Annotated in this window: 16 protein-coding genes and 3 tRNA genes; 17 read left to right on the forward strand and 2 right to left on the reverse strand. The window is 72.3% G+C overall.

What is annotated here, in order from left to right:
- Positions 1 to 216: 216 nt before the first annotated feature.
- From dnaN to ACH5AR_RS08135, 12 genes are all read left to right on the forward strand, one after another.
- Positions 217 to 1,347, forward strand: coding sequence for a DNA polymerase III subunit beta (gene dnaN / locus ACH5AR_RS08080; protein WP_396300519.1), 1,131 nt, complete (start codon positions 217 to 219; stop codon positions 1,345 to 1,347).
- Positions 1,348 to 1,518: 171 nt separating this feature from the next.
- On the forward strand, positions 1,519 to 2,394 hold the full coding sequence (gnd, locus tag ACH5AR_RS08085; protein ID WP_396300520.1) for a phosphogluconate dehydrogenase (NAD(+)-dependent, decarboxylating): 876 nt from the start codon (positions 1,519 to 1,521) through the stop codon (positions 2,392 to 2,394).
- Between the two features lie 41 nt (positions 2,395 to 2,435).
- Positions 2,436 to 3,569: a DNA replication/repair protein RecF gene (recF, locus tag ACH5AR_RS08090; RefSeq protein ID WP_396300521.1), complete on the forward strand. Its 1,134-nt coding sequence runs from the start codon at positions 2,436 to 2,438 to the stop codon at positions 3,567 to 3,569.
- A gap of 131 nt (positions 3,570 to 3,700) precedes the next feature.
- Entirely contained in the window at positions 3,701 to 4,237 is a 537-nt protein-coding gene (locus ACH5AR_RS08095; protein ID WP_396300522.1) for a DUF721 domain-containing protein, read from the forward strand.
- Positions 4,238 to 4,503: 266 nt separating this feature from the next.
- Entirely contained in the window at positions 4,504 to 6,519 is a 2,016-nt protein-coding gene (gene gyrB, locus ACH5AR_RS08100) for a DNA topoisomerase (ATP-hydrolyzing) subunit B (protein ID WP_396300523.1), read from the forward strand.
- 131 nt (positions 6,520 to 6,650) lie between these two features.
- Positions 6,651 to 9,188 (forward strand): DNA gyrase subunit A, encoded by a 2,538-nt coding sequence (gyrA, locus tag ACH5AR_RS08105; protein WP_396300731.1) that lies wholly within the window; start codon positions 6,651 to 6,653, stop codon positions 9,186 to 9,188.
- Between the two features lie 151 nt (positions 9,189 to 9,339).
- Positions 9,340 to 10,089 (forward strand): DUF3566 domain-containing protein, encoded by a 750-nt coding sequence (locus ACH5AR_RS08110; RefSeq protein WP_396300524.1) that lies wholly within the window; start codon positions 9,340 to 9,342, stop codon positions 10,087 to 10,089.
- 274 nt (positions 10,090 to 10,363) lie between these two features.
- Positions 10,364 to 11,758, forward strand: coding sequence for a class I SAM-dependent methyltransferase (locus ACH5AR_RS08115; protein ID WP_396300525.1), 1,395 nt, complete (start codon positions 10,364 to 10,366; stop codon positions 11,756 to 11,758).
- Between the two features lie 16 nt (positions 11,759 to 11,774).
- A tRNA-Ile gene (locus tag ACH5AR_RS08120) sits at positions 11,775 to 11,851 on the forward strand.
- 102 nt (positions 11,852 to 11,953) lie between these two features.
- Positions 11,954 to 12,027: transfer RNA gene (locus tag ACH5AR_RS08125), tRNA-Ile, on the forward strand.
- A gap of 368 nt (positions 12,028 to 12,395) precedes the next feature.
- On the forward strand, positions 12,396 to 12,524 hold the full coding sequence (locus tag ACH5AR_RS08130) for a DLW-39 family protein (protein WP_014137031.1): 129 nt from the start codon (positions 12,396 to 12,398) through the stop codon (positions 12,522 to 12,524).
- Positions 12,525 to 12,710: 186 nt separating this feature from the next.
- Positions 12,711 to 12,783, forward strand: a tRNA-Ala gene (locus ACH5AR_RS08135).
- A 79-nt stretch (positions 12,784 to 12,862) separates the two neighbouring features.
- On the opposite strand, the gene ACH5AR_RS08140 is transcribed toward ACH5AR_RS08135, so the two are convergent.
- The gene (locus tag ACH5AR_RS08140; protein WP_396300526.1) at positions 12,863 to 13,597 is read right to left on the reverse strand and encodes a DUF5324 family protein; all 735 of its coding nucleotides are present in this window, start codon (positions 13,595 to 13,597) and stop codon (positions 12,863 to 12,865) included.
- A 215-nt stretch (positions 13,598 to 13,812) separates the two neighbouring features.
- Between ACH5AR_RS08140 and ACH5AR_RS08145 the strand changes: the two genes are divergently transcribed.
- Entirely contained in the window at positions 13,813 to 14,706 is an 894-nt protein-coding gene (locus ACH5AR_RS08145) for a rhomboid family intramembrane serine protease (protein WP_396300527.1), read from the forward strand.
- A 343-nt stretch (positions 14,707 to 15,049) separates the two neighbouring features.
- Here ACH5AR_RS08145 and crgA read toward each other — a convergent pair whose 3' ends face one another.
- The gene (gene crgA, locus ACH5AR_RS08150) at positions 15,050 to 15,298 is read right to left on the reverse strand and encodes a cell division protein CrgA (RefSeq protein WP_396300528.1); all 249 of its coding nucleotides are present in this window, start codon (positions 15,296 to 15,298) and stop codon (positions 15,050 to 15,052) included.
- Positions 15,299 to 15,465: 167 nt separating this feature from the next.
- Here crgA and ACH5AR_RS08155 point away from each other — a divergent pair, with 167 nt between their 5' ends.
- From ACH5AR_RS08155 to ACH5AR_RS08170, 4 genes are all read left to right on the forward strand, one after another.
- Positions 15,466 to 16,230: a DUF881 domain-containing protein gene (locus ACH5AR_RS08155; protein WP_396300529.1), complete on the forward strand. Its 765-nt coding sequence runs from the start codon at positions 15,466 to 15,468 to the stop codon at positions 16,228 to 16,230.
- 69 nt (positions 16,231 to 16,299) lie between these two features.
- On the forward strand, positions 16,300 to 16,479 hold the full coding sequence (locus ACH5AR_RS08160) for a hypothetical protein (protein ID WP_396300530.1): 180 nt from the start codon (positions 16,300 to 16,302) through the stop codon (positions 16,477 to 16,479).
- A 55-nt stretch (positions 16,480 to 16,534) separates the two neighbouring features.
- Positions 16,535 to 17,200, forward strand: a complete 666-nt coding sequence (locus ACH5AR_RS08165) for an aminodeoxychorismate/anthranilate synthase component II (RefSeq protein WP_396300531.1) — start codon at positions 16,535 to 16,537, stop codon at positions 17,198 to 17,200.
- Positions 17,201 to 17,205: 5 nt separating this feature from the next.
- The gene (locus tag ACH5AR_RS08170) at positions 17,206 to 18,246 is read left to right on the forward strand and encodes a class E sortase (protein WP_396300532.1); all 1,041 of its coding nucleotides are present in this window, start codon (positions 17,206 to 17,208) and stop codon (positions 18,244 to 18,246) included.
- Positions 18,247 to 18,249: the final 3 nt, after the last annotated feature.

Raw genomic sequence — 18,249 nt, forward strand, 5'->3', positions numbered from 1 at the left:
CTTTCCAAGTGGGTGGGCCCCGAATCTGTGGACAACCGGTCCGCGACAACCGTTCGAGTCGCCTCCGCCCGTCTGCCCCGTCTGTCGGCGGAGTACGTCAGACTGTCCTTGCGACTGGAAGCGGAGTGAGCGAGCTCGGCGGACAGCCCAACCGACGATCAAGACCAGACGAACCAGAGTGCGAGCGGGAGCGCTCGATCCAGGAGGCGGTTACCGGTGAAGTTCCGGGTGGAGCGTGACGTCCTCGCGGAGGCGGTGGCCTGGGCTGCCCGCAGCCTCCCGGCACGGCCGCCGGTGCCGGTGCTGGCCGGCCTGCTGCTGACCGCGCAGGAGGGCAGCCTGGCCCTGTCCGGCTTCGACTACGAGGTCTCGGCCCGGGTCGAGCTGGAGGCGGACGTCGAGGAGGCCGGCACCGTCCTGGTCTCCGGCCGCCTGCTCAACGACATCTCCCGCAACCTCCCCAACCGGCCGGTGGAGATCTCCACCGACGGCCAGCGGGTCAGCGTGGTCTGCGGCAGCTCGCGGTTCACCCTCCCCACCCTCCCGGTGGACGAGTACCCCGCACTCCCCCAGATGCCGACCGCCACCGGCACCGTCTCCGGCGACGTCTTCGCCTCCGCCGTCAGCCAGGCCGCCGTCGCCGCCGGCCGGGACGACACCCTGCCGGTGCTCACCGGCGTGCGGGTCGAGATCGAGGGCGACCGGATCACCCTGGCCGCCACCGACCGCTACCGCTTCGCCGTCCGCGAGCTGCTGTGGAAGCCCGAGCAGGCGGACATCTCCGCCGTCGCGCTGGTCCCGGCCAAGACGCTCCAGGACATCGCCAAGTCCCTGGGCAGCGGCGACAACGTCTCCATCGCGCTGTCCTCGGGCGGCGCGGGCGAGGGCCTGATCGGCTTCGAGGGCGCCGGCCGCCGGACCACCACCCGGCTGCTGGAGGGCGAGTTCCCCAAGTTCCGCAGCCTCTTCCCGACCGAGTTCAACGCCGTCGCCGCGATCCAGACCCAGCCCTTCCTGGAGGCGCTCAAGCGCGTCTCGCTGGTCGCCGAGCGCAACACCCCGGTCCGCCTCAACTTCGAGGAGGGCGTGCTGACGCTGGAGGCCGGCTCGGGCGACGACGCCCAGGCGACCGAGCGGATCGAGGCCTCCCTGGAGGGCGACGCCATCTCGATCGCCTTCAACCCGGGCTACCTGGAGGAGGGCCTCAAGGCCATCGACTCCCCCTTCGCCCAGCTCAGCTTCACCACCCCGACCAAGCCCGCGCTGCTCAGCGGCAAGGTCTCGGTGGACGCCGAGGAGGACAAGGCCTACCAGTACCTGATCATGCCGGTCCGCCTCTCCGGCTGACCGGGCCCGCGCCCGCGTCCACAGGCTGTGCACACCCGCTGTGCACAGCCTGTGGACGTCTCCCCCGCCCGGCCCCGGCCGCAGGGGGCCGGAGCCGCTCCAGCGCGTAGGCTCGGGGAGTGCGGCAACGGCGCCGCCGGCAGGCACGTCACCACAGGTAAGGACTTGGTCATGGAGCTCGGCCTCATCGGTCTCGGCAAGATGGGCGGCAACATGCGCGAGCGGATCCGCCGCGCCGGCCACACCGTCATCGGTTACGACCGCAACCCGGACGTCTCCGACGTCGACAGCCTCCAGGAGCTCGTCGCCCGGCTCCAGGGCCCGCGCGTGGTCTGGGTCATGGTCCCGGCGGGCGCCGCCACCCAGGCGACCGTCGACGAGCTCGCCGAGCTGCTCTCGCCCGGCGACGTGGTGGTCGACGGCGGGAACTCCCGCTGGACCGACGACGTCAAGCACGCCGAGGCGCTGGCCGCCAAGGGCATCGGCTTCGTGGACTGCGGCGTCTCGGGCGGCGTCTGGGGCCTGGAGAACGGCTACGCGCTGATGTACGGCGGCGACGCCGAGCACGTCGCCAAGGTCCAGCCGGTCTTCGACGCCCTCAAGCCCGAGGGCGACTTCGGCTCGGTGCACGCGGGCGCGGTGGGCGCCGGCCACTTCGCCAAGATGGTCCACAACGGCATCGAGTACGCCATGATGCAGGCCTTCGCCGAGGGCTGGGAGCTGCTGGAGGCCGCCCCCGAGGTCACCGACGTGCGCGAGGTCTTCCGCAGCTGGCAGGAGGGCACCGTCATCCGCTCCTGGCTGCTGGACCTCGCCGTCCGCGCCCTGGACGAGGACGAGCACCTGGCCAAGCTGCGCGGCTGGGCCGCCGACTCCGGCGAGGGCCGCTGGACGGTCGAGGCCGCGATCGACCACGCGGTGCCGCTGCCGGCGATCACCGCCTCGCTGTTCGCCCGCTTCGCCTCCCGCCAGGACGACTCCCCGCAGATGAAGATGATCGCCGCGCTGCGCAACCAGTTCGGCGGCCACGCGGTCGAGTCCAAGTAACCAGCAGGTCCTCCCCAAGAAGGCGGGCGCAGTCCACAGCCATGCACGTCGCGCATCTGTCGCTCGCCGACTTCCGGTCGTACGCCCGGGCCGAGGTCCCCCTCGACCCGGGCGTGACCGCCTTCGTGGGGCCCAACGGCCAGGGCAAGACCAACCTGGTCGAGGCGGTCGGCTACGTCGCCACCCTGGGCAGCCACCGGGTCGCCACCGACGCCCCGCTGGTCCGGCTGGGCGCCGAGCGCGCGGTGGTCCGCACCTCGGTGGTGGACCGCGGCCGCTCCACCCTGATCGAACTGGAGATCACCCCGGGCAAGGCCAACCGGGCCCGGATCAACCGCTCCGACAACGTCCGTCCGCGGGACGTGCTGGGCCTGCTGCGCACCGTGCTGTTCGCCCCCGAGGACCTCAGCCTGGTCAAGGGAGACCCGGGCGAGCGGCGGCGCTTCCTGGACGAGCTGCTGACCGCCCGGGCCCCCCGGTTGGCCGGGGTCCGGCAGGACTACGAGCGGGTGCTCAAGCAGCGCAACGCCCTGCTGAAGACCGCCGCGATGGCCCGCCGGGCCGGCGGCGGCAAGGGCGCTGACCTCTCCACCCTTGAGGTCTGGGACGGCCATCTGGCCCGCGCGGGAGCCGAGTTGACGGCCTTCCGGATCCAGTTGGTGGCCGCCCTCCAGCCGCTGGTGACGGCCGCGTACGCCCAGCTGGCGCCCGCCGGGGGCGAGACCTCACTGGAGTACCGCAGCTCCTTCGAGGGCGAGCTGCCGACCAGCCGCGAGCAGGCCGAGGAGCAGCTGCTGGACGCGCTGCGGGCGGTGCGCAAGCAGGAGGTCGAGCGCGGCGTCACCCTGGTCGGCCCGCACCGCGACGAGCTGGTGCTCAAGCTCGGCCCGCTGCCCGCCAAGGGCTACGCCAGCCACGGCGAGTCCTGGTCGTACGCGCTGGCGCTGCGGCTGGCCTCGTACGAGCTGCTGCGTGCCGACGGCGGCGAGCCGGTGCTGGTCCTGGACGACGTGTTCGCCGAGCTGGACGCCGCCCGGCGGGACCGGCTGGCCGAGCTGGTGGCCGGCGGCGAGCAGGTGCTGGTCACCGCGGCCGTCGCCGAGGACGTGCCGAAGGCCCTGGCCGGGGCCCGGTTCGCGGTCTCCGACGGCGCGGTGCGCCGCATCGACGCCTGAGCCCGGGCCCGCCACCGACGCCCGGATCAACGCCCGGATCAACGCCCGGCCGACCGCCGGAGCGGCAGCCCGCACCCTCCCGTACGCTGGATCGCTCAGCGTTGTCCACAGCCTGGGGAAAGGAGATCGCCGTGAGCGAGCCGGCGGAGAACTCCCCCCAGGGCGGCGGTGGGCCGACCGGCGCCGACCTCGCCCGTTCCGCGCTGCGGGCGGCCCGCGCCCAGGCCCGCCAGCGCGGCGAGCAGGTCCGGGAGAAGCGCGAGGCGAAGCGGCACGGCCTGCGCAGCGGGGCCCGCTCGGACGGCCGCGACCCGGTCCCGCTGGGCGCGGCGCTCAACCGGCTGCTGACCGAGCGGGGCTGGGAGTCCTCGGCCGCCGTCGGCGGGGTGATGGGCCGCTGGCCGCAGATCGTCGGCCCGGACATCGCCGCGCACTGCCACCCCTCCTCCTACGACGAGGCCGCCGCAGTGCTCACCGTGCAGTGCGACTCCACCGCCTGGGCCACCCAACTCCGCTGGCTGGCACGGCAGTTGGTGGCCCGTCTGAACCACGAGCTGGGGCACGGGACGGTCCGCACCATCAAGGTGCTCGGCCCTGCGGCCCCCGCCCGCGGCTACGGCCGGCTGCGCGCGCCGGGCAGCAAGGGGCCGGGCGACACCTGGGGCTGACCGGGACGTCGGAGGCCGGCCGGGCGCGGATCGGATGGCGATCTTCCGGAACCCCTGACAGCCCTTCCAGGCGCCCTGGGCCCCCCGGGCGAGTATCGGGACTCGTGCCGAGGGGATTCAGGGCGGCATATCTGCCCTCAAGGGCTGCCAAACGCCCATCTCTGTCAGTCGTACCGGTAGACTGAGAGCCAAACACTGTTGCTAGTGGCAACCGAGTCGAAACGCTGTGGTCGCACGCCCGCCCGCACGGGGTGGGCATGCGGCCCGTGCTGTGCCAGAGAGGGCGCTTCGTGGCCGATTCCGGCAACCCCAGCCAGACCCCAGACCAGTCCGACCAGGCTTCCTACACCGGTAGCAACATCCAGGTGCTGGAAGGCCTCGACGCCGTCCGCAAGCGCCCCGGCATGTACATCGGTTCGACGGGCGAGCGCGGCCTGCACCACCTGGTGCAGGAGGTCGTGGACAACTCCGTCGACGAGGCGATGGCCGGGTACGCCGACACCATCGACGTCACGATCATGGCCGACGGCGCGATCCGCGTCGTCGACAACGGCCGAGGCATCCCGGTGGACATCGTCCCGGGCCAGGACAAGCCGGCCGTCGAGGTCGTGCTCACCGTCCTGCACGCCGGCGGCAAGTTCGGCGGCGGCGGCTACGCCGTCTCCGGCGGTCTGCACGGCGTCGGCGTCTCCGTGGTCAACGCGCTGTCCACCAGGCTCTCCGTGGAGATCCACAAGGACGGCCACGTCTGGACCCAGGACTACAAGATGGGCGCCCCGACCGCCCCCCTGGTGAAGGGCGCGGAGACCGACCGCACCGGCACCACGGTGACCTTCTGGGCCGACGCGGACATCTTCGAGACCACCGTCTACTCCTTCGAGACGCTCTCCCGCCGCTTCCAGGAGATGGCCTTCCTCAACAAGGGCCTGTCCATCTCGCTGACCGACGAGCGCCCGGAGCACGCGGACGAGGAGGGCCGGCCGCTCTCCGTCACGTACAAGTACGACGGCGGCATCGCCGACTTCGTCGCCCACCTCAACTCCCGCAAGGGCGAGGTCGTCCACCCCTCGGTGATCGACTTCGAGGCGGAGGACAAGGACAAGGCGATCTCGGTGGAGATCGCGATGCAGTGGAACTCCTCCTACACCGAGGGGGTCTACAGCTTCGCCAACACCATCCACACCCACGGCGGCGGCACCCACGAGGAGGGCTTCCGCGCGGCGCTGACCGGCCTGGTCAACCGCTACGCGCGGGACAAGAAGCTGCTCCGGGAGAAGGACGACAACCTCTCCGGCGAGGACATCCGCGAGGGCCTGACCGCGATCATCTCGGTCAAGCTCGGCGAGCCCCAGTTCGAGGGCCAGACCAAGGACAAGCTCGGCAACACCGAGGCCAAGACCTTCGTCCAGAAGGTCGTCCACGAGCACCTCAACGACTGGCTGGACCGCAACCCCAACGAGGCCGCGGACATCATCCGCAAGTCCATCCAGGCCGCCACCGCGCGCGTCGCCGCCCGCAAGGCCCGCGACCTGACCCGCCGCAAGGGCCTGCTGGAGTCCGCCTCGCTGCCGGGCAAGCTCTCGGACTGCCAGTCCAAGGACCCCTCCGAGTGCGAGATCTTCATCGTCGAGGGTGACTCCGCCGGCGGCTCGGCCAAGCAGGGCCGCGACCCGCGCACCCAGGCCATCCTGCCGATCCGCGGCAAGATCCTGAACGTCGAGAAGGCCCGGATCGACAAGGTCCTCCAGAACACCGAGGTCCAGGCGCTGATCTCGGCGTTCGGCTGCGGCATCCAGGAGGACTACGACGAGTCCAAGCTGCGGTACCACAAGATCGTCCTGATGGCCGACGCCGACGTCGACGGACAGCACATCCGCACCCTGCTGCTGACCCTGCTGTTCCGCTTCATGCGGCCGCTGGTCGAGGCCGGGTACGTCTACCTCGCCATGCCGCCGCTGTACAAGATCAAGTGGGGCAAGGACGACTTCGAGTACGCCTACTCCGACCGCGAGCGCGACGCCCTGGTCGCCGCCGGGGTGGAGGCCGGGCGCCGGCTGCCCAAGGACGACGCGATCCAGCGCTTCAAGGGTCTCGGCGAGATGAACGCCGAGGAGCTGCGGGTCACCACGATGGACGCCGAGCACCGCCTGCTGCTCCAGGTCACCCTGGAGGACGCCGCCCGTGCGGACGAGCTGTTCTCCGTGCTGATGGGCGAGGACGTCGAGGCCCGCCGCTCCTTCATCCAGCGCAACGCCAAGGACGTCCGCTTCCTGGACGTGTGACGCCTGCACCCCAGGCCCCGCACGTTCCAGTCCGCGTGAAAGGAAACTGACCACCAGTGGTCGACGACAACCGTCCCGACGGCGAACAGCCCGAGACCCCCGAGGCCCCCGAGGCCACCGCCCAGGCGACGATGCGGATCGAGCCGGTCGAGCTCGAGACCGAGATGCAGCGCTCGTACCTCGACTACGCGATGAGCGTGATCGTCAGCCGCGCGCTGCCCGAGGTCCGCGACGGCCTCAAGCCGGTGCACCGCCGGGTGCTCTACGCGATGTACGACGGCGGGTACCGCCCCGAGAAGGGCTACTACAAGTGCGCCCGCGTCGTCGGCGACGTCATGGGCAACTACCACCCGCACGGTGACACCTCGATCTACGACACCGTGGTCCGCCTGGCCCAGCCGTGGTCGATGCGGATGCCGCTGGTGGACGGCAACGGCAACTTCGGCTCCCCGGGCAACGACCCGGCCGCGGCCATGCGCTACACCGAGTGCAAGATGATGCCGCTCGCCATGGAGATGATGCGCGACATCGACGAGGAGACCGTCGACTTCGCGGCCAACTACGACGGCCGTTCGCAGGAGCCCACCGTCCTGCCCGCGCGCTTCCCCAACCTGCTGGTCAACGGTGCCACCGGCATCGCGGTCGGCATGGCCACCAACATCCCGCCGCACAACCTGCGCGAGGTCGCCTCCGGCGCGCTCTGGTACCTGGAGCACCCGGAGGCCTCCGCGGAGGAGCTGCTGGAGGCCCTGGTCGAGCGGATCAAGGGCCCCGACTTCCCGACCGGCGCGCTGATCGTCGGCCGCCGCGGCATCGACGACTACTACCGCACCGGCCGCGGCTCGGTCACCATGCGCGCGGTGGTCGAGGTCGAGGAGATCCAGGGCCGCCAGTGCCTGGTGATCACCGAGCTGCCGTACCAGGTCAACCCGGACAACCTCGCGCTGAAGATCGCCGACCTGGTCAAGGACGGCAAGATCGCCGGCATCGCCGACGTCCGGGACGAGTCCTCGTCCCGCACCGGCACCCGTCTGGTGGTCGTGCTCAAGCGCGACGCGGTCGCCAAGGTCGTGCTGAACAACCTGTACAAGCACACCGAGCTGCAGACCAACTTCGGTGCCAACATGCTGGCCCTGGTCGACGGCGTGCCGCGCACGCTCTCGCTCGACGCCTTCATCCGGCACTGGGTCAACCACCAGGTCGAGGTCATCGTCCGGCGCACCACCTTCCGGCTGCGCAAGGCCGAGGAGCGCGCCCACATCCTGCGCGCGCTGCTCAAGGCCCTGGACCTGATCGACGAGGTCATCGCGCTGATCCGGGCCTCGGCCAGCGCCGACGCCGCCCGCACCGGCCTGATGGGCCTGCTCGACATCGACGAGCTCCAGGCCAACGCCATCCTGGAGATGCAGCTGCGCCGGCTGGCCGCCCTGGAGCGCCAGCGGATCACCGACGAGCACGACGAGCTCCAGCGCAAGATCGACGAGTACAACACGATCCTGGCCTCACCGGTCCGCCAGCGGGGGATCATCTCCGAGGAGCTCACCGCGCTCGTCGAGAAGTACGGCGACGACCGGCGCTCCACGCTCATCCCCTCCGACGGCGACCTCTCCATCGAGGACCTCATCGCCGAGGAGGACATCGTCGTCACGATCACCCGTGGCGGCTACGTCAAGCGGACCCGCTCCGACCTCTACCGCTCGCAGAAGCGCGGCGGCAAGGGCGTGCGCGGCGCCCAGCTGAAGCAGGACGACATCGTCGACCACTTCTTCGTGACGACGACCCACAACTGGATCCTGTTCTTCACCAACAAGGGCCGGGTCTACCGGGCCAAGGGCTACGAGCTGCCCGACGCCGGGCGCGACGCCCGCGGCCAGCACGTCGCCAACCTGCTGGCCTTCCAGCCGGACGAGCACATCGCCCAGGTGATGGCCGTCCGGACGTACGAGGACAAGCCGTACCTGGTCCTCGCCACCCGGGCCGGCCTGGTGAAGAAGTCCCCGCTCAAGGACTACGACTCGCCGCGCTCCGGCGGCCTGATCGCGATCAACCTGCGCCAGGACGAGGAGGGCCGGGACGACGAGCTGATCGGCGCCGAACTGGTCTCCGCCGAGGACGACCTGCTGCTGGTCTCCCGGAAGGCCCAGTCGATCCGCTTCACCGCGACCGACGACGCCCTGCGCCCCACCGGCCGTGCCACCTCGGGCGTCAAGGGCATGGCCTTCCGCGAGGACGACGAACTGCTCTCGATGAACGTCGTCCGTCCGGGTACGTATGTCTTCACCGCCACTGACGGCGGGTACGCCAAGCGAACCGGCGTGGACGAGTACCGTGTCCAGGGGCGCGGCGGCTACGGCACCAAGGCGGCGAAGATCGTCGAGGGCCGGGGCTCGCTGGTCGGCGCGCTCGTGGTCGACGAATCCGACGAGATCATGGCGATCACCCTCTCGGGCGGGGTGATCCGCACGAGGGTTTCCGAGGTTCGTGAAACCGGACGTGACACCATGGGCGTCCAACTGATCAACCTCGGCAAGCGCGACGCGGTCGTGGGCATGGCCCGCAACGCGGAGGCCGAGGACGAGGAGACGGCGGAGGACGAGGTGGCGGGTACCGAGTCCACCGAGACGGCCGAGGGTGCGGCGACGGCGGTCGACGGAGACGTCGAGGCCTGAGCCGAAACCGCAGACCGGTGCCGCCGCGTCCAGGCAGTGGACGCGGCGGCACCGGACGCCGACCAGTTCCGGGCAATCCCGCCGGGCGCTGGATGACGAGTGACGAGGCAGGGCGGCGCCGCCGTCCTGGTGGGAAGTGCGGGAGGACCAGGTGAGTGGAGCCACGGGTGCTGCGGGAGGAACCTCCGGCGGCCGTCCGGGCGCGCAGGGCGGGGGTTCGTACGGCGTCCCGCAGCCGCCGAACGAGCACTCGGCCGCGTCCACCTCGCTGATGCCACCGGTCGGCGGAGCGGGCCAGGGCGGCGCGACCTACGGCGGGCAGGCCCCCGCCGCGCAGGGCAGTCAGGCCCCCGGTGCGGGCGGGTTCTCGCAGCCGACCACGTACGCCAAGGGGCAGCCGACCCCGGCCCGGGGCACCCGGACCGGGGGGATCACCCCGCCCGGCGGGACCCCGGCCGGCGGCACCCCCGCCGCCGGAGCGGCGCGCCGCCCCGCGGCAGCCCCTGCGCCCGGCGGGGCCGGCCTCGGCCGGACCCGCAAGGCCCGGCTGCGGGTGACCAAGGTCGACCCGTGGTCCGTGATGAAGGTCAGCTTCCTGCTGTCGCTGGCCGTCGGCATCATCATCATCGTGGCCGCGGCCGTGCTGTGGATGACGCTGGACTCGCTCGGCGTCTTCGACTCGCTGACCAAGACCCTCAAGGACGTCACCGGCTCGGACAGCAGCGGCGGCCTCAACCTGATGGACTACGTCGGCTTCGGCAAGGTGATGACCTTCACCACGTTGATCGCCGTGGTCGACGTCGTCCTGCTGACCGCGCTGTCCACGCTCTCCGCGTTCATCTACAACGCGGCGGCCGGCTTCACCGGCGGCGTCGAGCTCACCCTGGCCGAGGAGGACTGAGACCGGTCCGCTCCGGTGGCCGGATCCTGACGTCCGCTCAGCTCGCCGTCCGAGGACGGAATGCCCGGGCCCCACAGGCTGTTTGCAGCCGTGGGGTCCGTCGGCGTTTCGGGTGACAGCCGGCCGCCCGCGGCGTGCCACCCGGAAACCGGGCGGCCGCGGTGGGATTAGCTGGGTGCCGCCCGTCCCGTGTCCGGGAGCGCCGCAGGCCGCCCCCGGTCCGCCCGACCGGGTCAGCTGAGGTGTCCGCAGGACGACTGGACGGAGGCGCGCGGTGGCGAAGCTCGCAGGTCAACTGGTCGAGGCCCTGGAAGGGCTGTTGGGGGTCCCGGTGCCGCTGCGGGTCCAGGCCTGGGACGGCAGCGTGGCCGGCCCGCCGGGCGCCCCCGCCGTGGTCCTGCGCAACCGCCGGGCGCTGCGCCGGCTGGTCTGGCGGCCGGACGAGCTGGGCCTGGCCCGGGCCTACGTCGCGGGGGACCTCGAACTCGCCCCCGGCACCGACCTCTACGAGACGCTCTCCGTCGTCGCCCGCTTCGCCGAGCGGCCCGAGGTCCGCACCCGGACGCTCGGTCCGCGCGACGTCCTCGGCGCCAAGGGCCGCCGGGTGCTCGCCGCCGCGCTGCGGGCCGGGGCGGTCGGCCCCGAGCCGGAGCCGCCCCGCGAGGAGGTCCGCCGGTCCTCCGGGCGGCTGCACAGCCGGGGCCGGGACCGCGCGGCCATCAGCCACCACTACGACGTCGGGAACGACTTCTACCGGATGGTGCTGGGCTCCTCGATGGTCTACTCGTGCGCCTACTGGACGCCCGAGGCCAAGAGCCTGGAGGCCGCCCAGGAGGCCAAGCTCGACCTGATCTGCCGCAAGCTCGGCCTGCGCCCCGGGATGCGCCTGCTGGACGTCGGCTGCGGCTGGGGCTCGCTGCTGCTGCACGCGGCGGAGCACCACGGGGTCACCGCGGTCGGCGTCTCGCTCTCCCGCGAGCAGGTCGCGCTGGCCCGCACCCGGGTGGAGGAGGCCGGGCTGTCCGACCGGGTGGAGGTCCGGCTCCAGGACTACCGGGAGGTCGACGACGGGCCCTTCGACGCGATCTCCAGCGTCGGGATGGCCGAGCACGTCGGCTCCGAGCAGTACCGGGTCTACGCCGACGGCCTGTACCGGCTGCTGGTGCCCGGCGGCCGGCTGCTCAACCACCAGATCGCCCGCCGCCCCGACCTCCCCGGCGAGCGGCACCGCACCAGCCCCTTCATCGACCGCTACGTCTTCCCGGACGGCGAGCTCTCCCCGATCGGGTCCACGGTGGCCCGGCTGGAGGAGGCCGGCTTCGAGGTCCGGGACGTCGAGTCGCTGCGCGAGCACTACGGGCTGACCCTGCGCGAGTGGGTGGCCAACCTGGAGGCGCACTGGACGGAGGCGGTCCGGCTGGTCGGCCGCGGCCGGGCCAGGGTCTGGCGGCTGTACATGGCGGCCTCCGCGCTCGCCTTCGAGCAGAACCGGATCGGGATCAACCAGGTCCTCGCCGTCCGCAGCACTGAGGAGGGCGCCGCGGGCCTGCCGCCGACCCGCGAGGAGTGGCTGCTGCGCCCGGCCGCCGACGCCCCGCGGCTGGTCGCGGGGGGTGCCGCCACGGCCCCGGCCGACCCGGATTTGGGGGATCGGCCGTCGGTCCGCTAATCTTTCAGTGCGGCAAGGGCCTATAGCTCAGACGGTTAGAGCGCTTCCCTGATAAGGAAGAGGCCACAGGTTCAAGTCCTGTTAGGCCCACCACCGCGAAGGGCCCGGAGTGATCCACTCCGGGCCCTTCGACTCGTGTCGGGATCGGCCGGGGCCGCGGGGCGGCCGCGATCCGGTACGATCTCCTCTCGGTGAGGGCCTATAGCTCAGACGGTTAGAGCGCTTCCCTGATAAGGAAGAGGCCACAGGTTCAAGTCCTGTTAGGCCCACCTCCCCGAAGGGCCCGGAGTGATCCACTCCGGGCCCTTCGCGTTTCCCGCCGCGGGCTCCCCGCGGTCCTCCCCCGGCCCTCCCCTCGGCCGACGGGCCGGAGCCGCTCCGGGGGCGCGCGCGGCGGGCCCGGGCGCGGCCGGGGCGCCCGCCAGGAGGTGCGGCGTCAATCCTGGGACCGGACCGCCGGGTTGGCCGCACCGGCGGCTGGTCACGATTGGGACACCGGTGTGTATCATCGGCCGCAAGGGCGGTCCGGCACCCGACTGCCCGTTCGCGCTCGAAACACAACTGGACTCGTCGGCCCGGTCAGTCCGGCCGGATCCGGCTCTTGAGTCCACCAACGCAAGAAGGACGAGGTCCCGCGGTGAAGAAGCTTCTCCTGGTCGCCCTGGTCGCCCTCGGCGGCTTCTTTGTCTACCGTCAGGTCCAGGCGGACCGCGCCGAGCAGGACCTGTGGACCGAGGCCACCGACCCGGTCCCGGCCGGTCGCTGAGCCCCCGGCGGTCTGACGATCGACGAACTCCGGAGGCGCCCGTCGGCGCCTCCCGGGCCGGCCGGCCCGGTCGAGGGACCGGACCGGCCGTCCCCGTGGAACGGCACCGTTCCGGGGGGACGGCGCTGGGAATCGCGCCGGAACCCGGTACGCTAGGGCCCGTCGGCACGCGCGCGGTGCCGTCGAGGGGCATTAGCTCAGTTGGTAGAGCGCTGCCTTTGCAAGGCAGATGTCAGGAGTTCGAGTCTCCTATGCTCCACAGTCCGCAGCAGTAGCCGATCGGCCGCGACCAGGATCCTGGTCGCGGCCGATCGGCGTTTGCGGGCGTCGGCGTCCGGTCAGTCCGTCCCGGGCCCGTCCTCGGAGGCGGGGCCGTCCCCGGGGGCCGGGGAGCCGTCGGTCGGCTCGGCGGTGATGTCCGGGCCGGAGCCGTTCAGCGGGGCGGAGGCGGCGTGCGCGCCGGCCGGCCGGGCCTCCTGCGGGGCCGGGGGCTCGACCAGCCACTCCGGGTTGCTGTGCCGGCGCCACCACTGCCAGGCCACGACGCCGCCGCCGATCGCCAGCAGCCCGGCCACCGCCAGGCCGGTGGACAGCCGGTTGCGGTGCGCCTTCCGGGCGTTGCGGGCCGCCAGCTCGCTGATCTCGGCGGAGCTGACGTTGCCCTGGAGGGCGGTCAGCGCGGCGGCGCCGCGGGCCTGGGCCTCCTGGGCGGCCGGAACGACGGTGGCCCGGGCCTCCTCGACCGCCTGGGTGACCCTGGGGCCGACGGTGGCCCGTGCCTGGTCCGCTGCCCGGGCGGCCGACAGCCGGGCCGCCAGGGCGGCCTCCTGGGCCCGGTGGAGGGCCTTCAGGGCGTTCTCCTGGGCCTCCGGCGGCAGACTGGCGAAGGCCTGCCCGAACTGGGGGGCGACGTGCTTCTCGTACTGCCCCCGGAGGTTCTGGGCGGCTTGGGCGGCCTTCGGACCGAAGGCGTCCAAGGCGGGGCCGAGGCGCTGCTTGGCGCCGTCCGCGAACTGCGCGGCGGTGTCCCGGGTCCTGGTGGCCGTCTCTCGGGCCGAATCCGAAAAGCTCACGGGTCTCTCCTCCTCGGTGGCGTCCTTTACGCACATATCCACCTGAATGCTGATCATGCATGGTGATTTGTCCGGAGGCATGTCGGGTGGGCCGTACGCGGGGCCTGCGGGGCGGTCGGGGCGGACGGGGAGGGTGGGGGAGCGGGCCCGGGAGCGGGGGGCACGGCAGTAGGCTGGCGGCTTCGGAGGTCGTGTAGGGGAAGGGGACACCGCTGATGCTCCCGGACGAACCGCGGTCGGCGGCCGACCGGTCCCCGGAGGCCGGCCCGCCCGGCTGCTACCGGCACCCGCGGACCCCCACCGGGATCTCCTGCACCCGGTGCGAGCGGCCGATCTGCCCGCAGTGCATGGTGGCCGCCTCGGTGGGCTTCCAGTGCCCCGAGTGCGTGGGCGACGGCCACGCGGGCTCCCGGCAGGCGACCACCCGGTTCGGCGGGGCGCTGGTCGCCGACGGCGGGCTGGTCACCCGGGTCCTGATCGGGCTCAACGTCCTGGTCTGGGTGCTGGCGGCCTACGTCCTCGCCCCGCGGCTGGGCCAGACCTGGTCGCTGTTCAGCGCCGGCCGGGACATCCTCGGCGGCCCGGCGGGCATCGCCGACGGCCCGCACCAGTGGTACCGGCTGCTGACCGCCACCTTCCTGCACCTGGAGTGGTGGCACGTCGGGACGAACATGCTGGTGCTGTACTGGCTCGGCCCGGCGCTGGAGCAGGCGCTCGGCCGGCTGCGCTTCCTGGCCCTCTACCTGCTCTCCGGCCTGGGCGGCAGCACCTTCGCCTTCCTGGTGGCGGGCGACTGGATGAACTCGGTGGGAGCCTCCGGGGCGGTCTTCGGACTGATCGGCGCCACGATCGTGCTCCAGCTGCGCAACCGGGGCCCGCTCGGCCCGGCGATGGCCTTCCTGGTGTTCAACCTGATCGTCACCTTCTCCCGCCCGGGCATCGACTGGCGGGCGCACGTCGGCGGGCTGGTGCTCGGCTCGCTGACGGCGGCCGGGCTGATGTTCGCCCCGCGCGAGCGCCGCGGGCTGGTCCAGGGGCTCGCGGTGGCCGGTGCGGTGGTGGTCGAGACGGCGATGCTGCTGGCCGGGACGGCCCTGTACGGGGCGTGACCGTCCGGGCGGTTGTCCACAGCGGGTGCGGGGTTGTGCACAGGCTGTGCGGCGGGCCGGTTGTGGACTGCTGTTCTACGCGTGTCCTGCTGTGCGGTTTCCTCGTTCCCGGGAGGTCGTGCACAGCTGTGGACGGCCAGGGGCGGCGGAGTTATCCACAGGGCGGGAAGACTTTTCCCCAGTGTGGATAACCATGTGGATAAGCCCGACAGTCCGATCGTGGGGATAACCCACCGGACTCCCGCCCGCTTCCGGTTCCGGGCACGCCGGACCGCCGTCCCGGCAGGAGGCGCCCGGAACGGCGGAGAGGGGCTCGGAGCCGAGCCTCAGGACGGGCGGGCCGTCACTTCCACTGGGTGGAGACGCCGAACCCCGCGGCGATGAAGCCGAAGCCCACCAGGATGTTCCAGTTCCGCCAGCCCTCGACCGGGTAGCTGCCGCTGGTCACGTAGTAGGTGACGATCCACACCAGGCCGACCAGGAACAGCGCGAGCATCAGCGGCGCGACCCAGCCGCGGCCCGAACTGATCTTCACCGCGGCCGTCGTCGGCGGGGTGTAGTCGGACTTCTTGCGGAGTCGAGACTTCGGCACGAGGAGCTCTCCTGTCGATGCGCTGTGAGACCGCGCGGGGTGCAGCGGGTGGAATCGGCCGCGGTCGGCGGTGGAGGAGGTCCTGGGACCGCTCCGCCACGTGCCACCGGCGTCCGTTAGCGTAGTGGCTCGGCGGGTCTTGAGGAGATAAGGGTACGGTGACTAATTTGTCGATTCCCCCAGAGTCGGCCCGTACCCGCCCCTCCGGCACCCGAATTGTCGGGCGTGCCCTGACCTGCGCCGTCTTCGCGCTCGCCGGCCTGCTCTTCTACATCAGCGCGCAGACCGCCCGCGGCACCGACCTGCGGACCGACAACTCGCTGCTCAGCCTGGGCGACGTGGTCCGCCAGCGCAGCGCGCAGAACCAGCTGGCGCAGTCCCAGCTCGCCGAGCTCCAGGACCGCGCCCAGCAGCTCACCGTGCAGCAGGGCCGCAACCCCGCCGACGCCGCCCAGTTGGACGGCCTGCGCTCCGGCGCCGCGCTGGAGCCGCTCCAGGGCGGCGGACTGACCGTCACCCTCAACGACGCCCCGCCGAACGCCACCGCGCGCATCCCCGGGGTGCCCGAGCCCGGCGTCAACGACCTGGTCATCCACCAGCAGGACATCCAGGCCGTGGTCAACGCGCTGTGGCGGGGCGGTGCCGAGGGCGTGCAGGTGATGGACCAGCGGCTGATCTCCACCAGCGCCGTCCGCTGCGTCGGCAACACCCTGCTGCTCCAGGGCCGGGTCTACTCCCCGCCGTACGTGGTCAGGGCGGTCGGCCGGACCGACGCCCTGCGCTCGGCGGTCGAGGCGGACCCGACGGTCCGCAACTACCTCCAGTACGTCCAGGCGTACGGACTGGGCTGGAAGGTCCAGGAGAGCGGCGAGCTGACCCTGCCCGGCTACTCCGGCACCACCGAGCTGCGCTCGGCGGGCGGGCAGCAGTAGCGGACCGGCCCCGCGGCCGCACACGGCGGGTCTACTCTTTAACCCAGTCCGCTACGTCGAGGGAGCACCATGTACGGCTGGATCTGGCGTCACCTCCCGGGGAACACCCTCGTCCGCGCCGTCATCTCGCTGCTCCTCGTCGTGGGGGCCGTCTACCTCCTCTTCACCTACGTCTTCCCGTGGGCGGAACCGCTGCTCCCCTTCGGCGACGTCACAGTGGACGGCGGCGACGGCGCCGCGACCGGCTGAGCCGGCGGGCCCGGCACCCCCCTCACGCACCGCACCCCACGGAGACCACGCGCGCATGACGACCCGGCCGACCACTCCGCCCCGCATCCTGGTGGTGGACAACTACGACAGCTTCGTCTTCAACCTGGTCCAGTACCTGTACCAGCTCGGTGCCACCTGCGAGGTGGTGCGCAACGACGAGGTGACCGTCGAGCACGCCGTCCGCCGCTCCGGCGAGGAGGGCTTCGACGGGGTGCTGCTCTCCCCCGGGCCCGGAGCCCCCGAGGAGGCCGGGGTCTGCATCGAGATGGTGCACCACTGCGCCCGGATCGGGCTGCCGGTCTTCGGCGTCTGCCTGGGCCTCCAGTCGATCGCGGCCGCCTACGGCGCGGTGGTCGGCCGGGCGCCCGAACTGCTGCACGGCAAGACCTCGCCGGTCGAACACGAGGACGGCGGGGTCTTCGCGGGCCTGCCGTCGCCGCTGACGGCGACCCGCTACCACTCGCTCGCCGTCGAGCCGGCCACCGTGCCGGCCGAACTGGTGGTCACCGCGCGCACCGGGAGCGGCGTGGTCATGGGCCTGCGCCACCGCGAACTTCCGGTCGAGGGCGTGCAGTTCCACCCCGAGTCGGTGCTCACCGAGGGCGGCCACCGGATGCTCGCCAACTGGCTCGCGGAGTGCGGCTACCCGCAGGCCGTCGACCGGTCGGCCGGGCTCGCCCCGGTGATCGGCCGGGGCTGACCGGCGTGACCGCGCTGCGTCCGGACGGGCGCTTCCAGCCGGAGGCGGATCCGTACGGCACCGTGCAGCAGTACGGCGGCCGGCCGGTGCAGACCGTGCCCGAGGACGCCTGGGGCGTGTACGAGCAGGCCCAGGAGCCCCTGGTGGACGGGCCCGAGTACCCCTGGCTGCCCGACCAGACCCTCCAGCTGCGGCTGCCCCTCGACCTCGGTGCGCCGGCCGCCGAACCGGCCCCCACCGGCGGCCGGGCCGAGCGCCGCCGCGCCGCCCAGGGCCGCACCTCGCTGCGCTCCGGCAGCGGCCGGCGCCGGGCGGCCGGCCGGGCCGCGGGGCGGGTGCGCCCGAAGGAGTCCGTGCTGGTGGTGGCAGCCCGGGGGGTGGGCGAACTCTGCATCACGCTCGGCGTGGTGATGCTGCTCTTCGTCGCGTACCAGCTCTGGTGGACCAACGTGCAGGCCGACGCGGCCGCCGACGGCGCCCGCAACCAGCTGGAGCAGCAGTTCGACGCGGCTCCCCCGCCGGTCACGCCGGGCCAGCCGGCCCCGGCCCCGCCCCAGCCCGAGGTGTTCGAGCCCAACAAGGGCTTCGCCATCATCTACCTGCCCAAGCTGGGGCTGAAGTTCCCGATCGCCGAGGGCACCTCGAAGTCGGCGGTGCTCGACAAGGGCCTGGTCGGCCACTACGCCGGGACCGGGATGCCGGGCGACAAGGCGGGCAACTTCGCGCTGGCCGCGCACCGGAACACCCACGGCGAGCCGTTCCGGTACATCAACGAGCTCGGCAAGGGCGACAAGATCGTGGTGGAGACCGCGGCCGGCTACTACACCTACGAGGTCACCGGGGGCATCCCGGAGACCTCCCCGAACAACGTGAGCGTGATCAAGCCGGTGCCGAACGGGGCCGGGTACGCCGGTCCGGGCCGCTACATCACCCTGACCACCTGCACCCCGGAGTTCACCTCCAAGTTCCGTCTCATCGTCTTTGGCAAGATGATCGAGGAACGGCCGCGTGCCCAGGGCAAGCCGGCCGCGATCACGGGCGGGTAGCCG

This window comes from Kitasatospora sp. NPDC018619, assembly GCF_044391605.1.
Taxonomy (GTDB): domain Bacteria; phylum Actinomycetota; class Actinomycetes; order Streptomycetales; family Streptomycetaceae; genus Kitasatospora.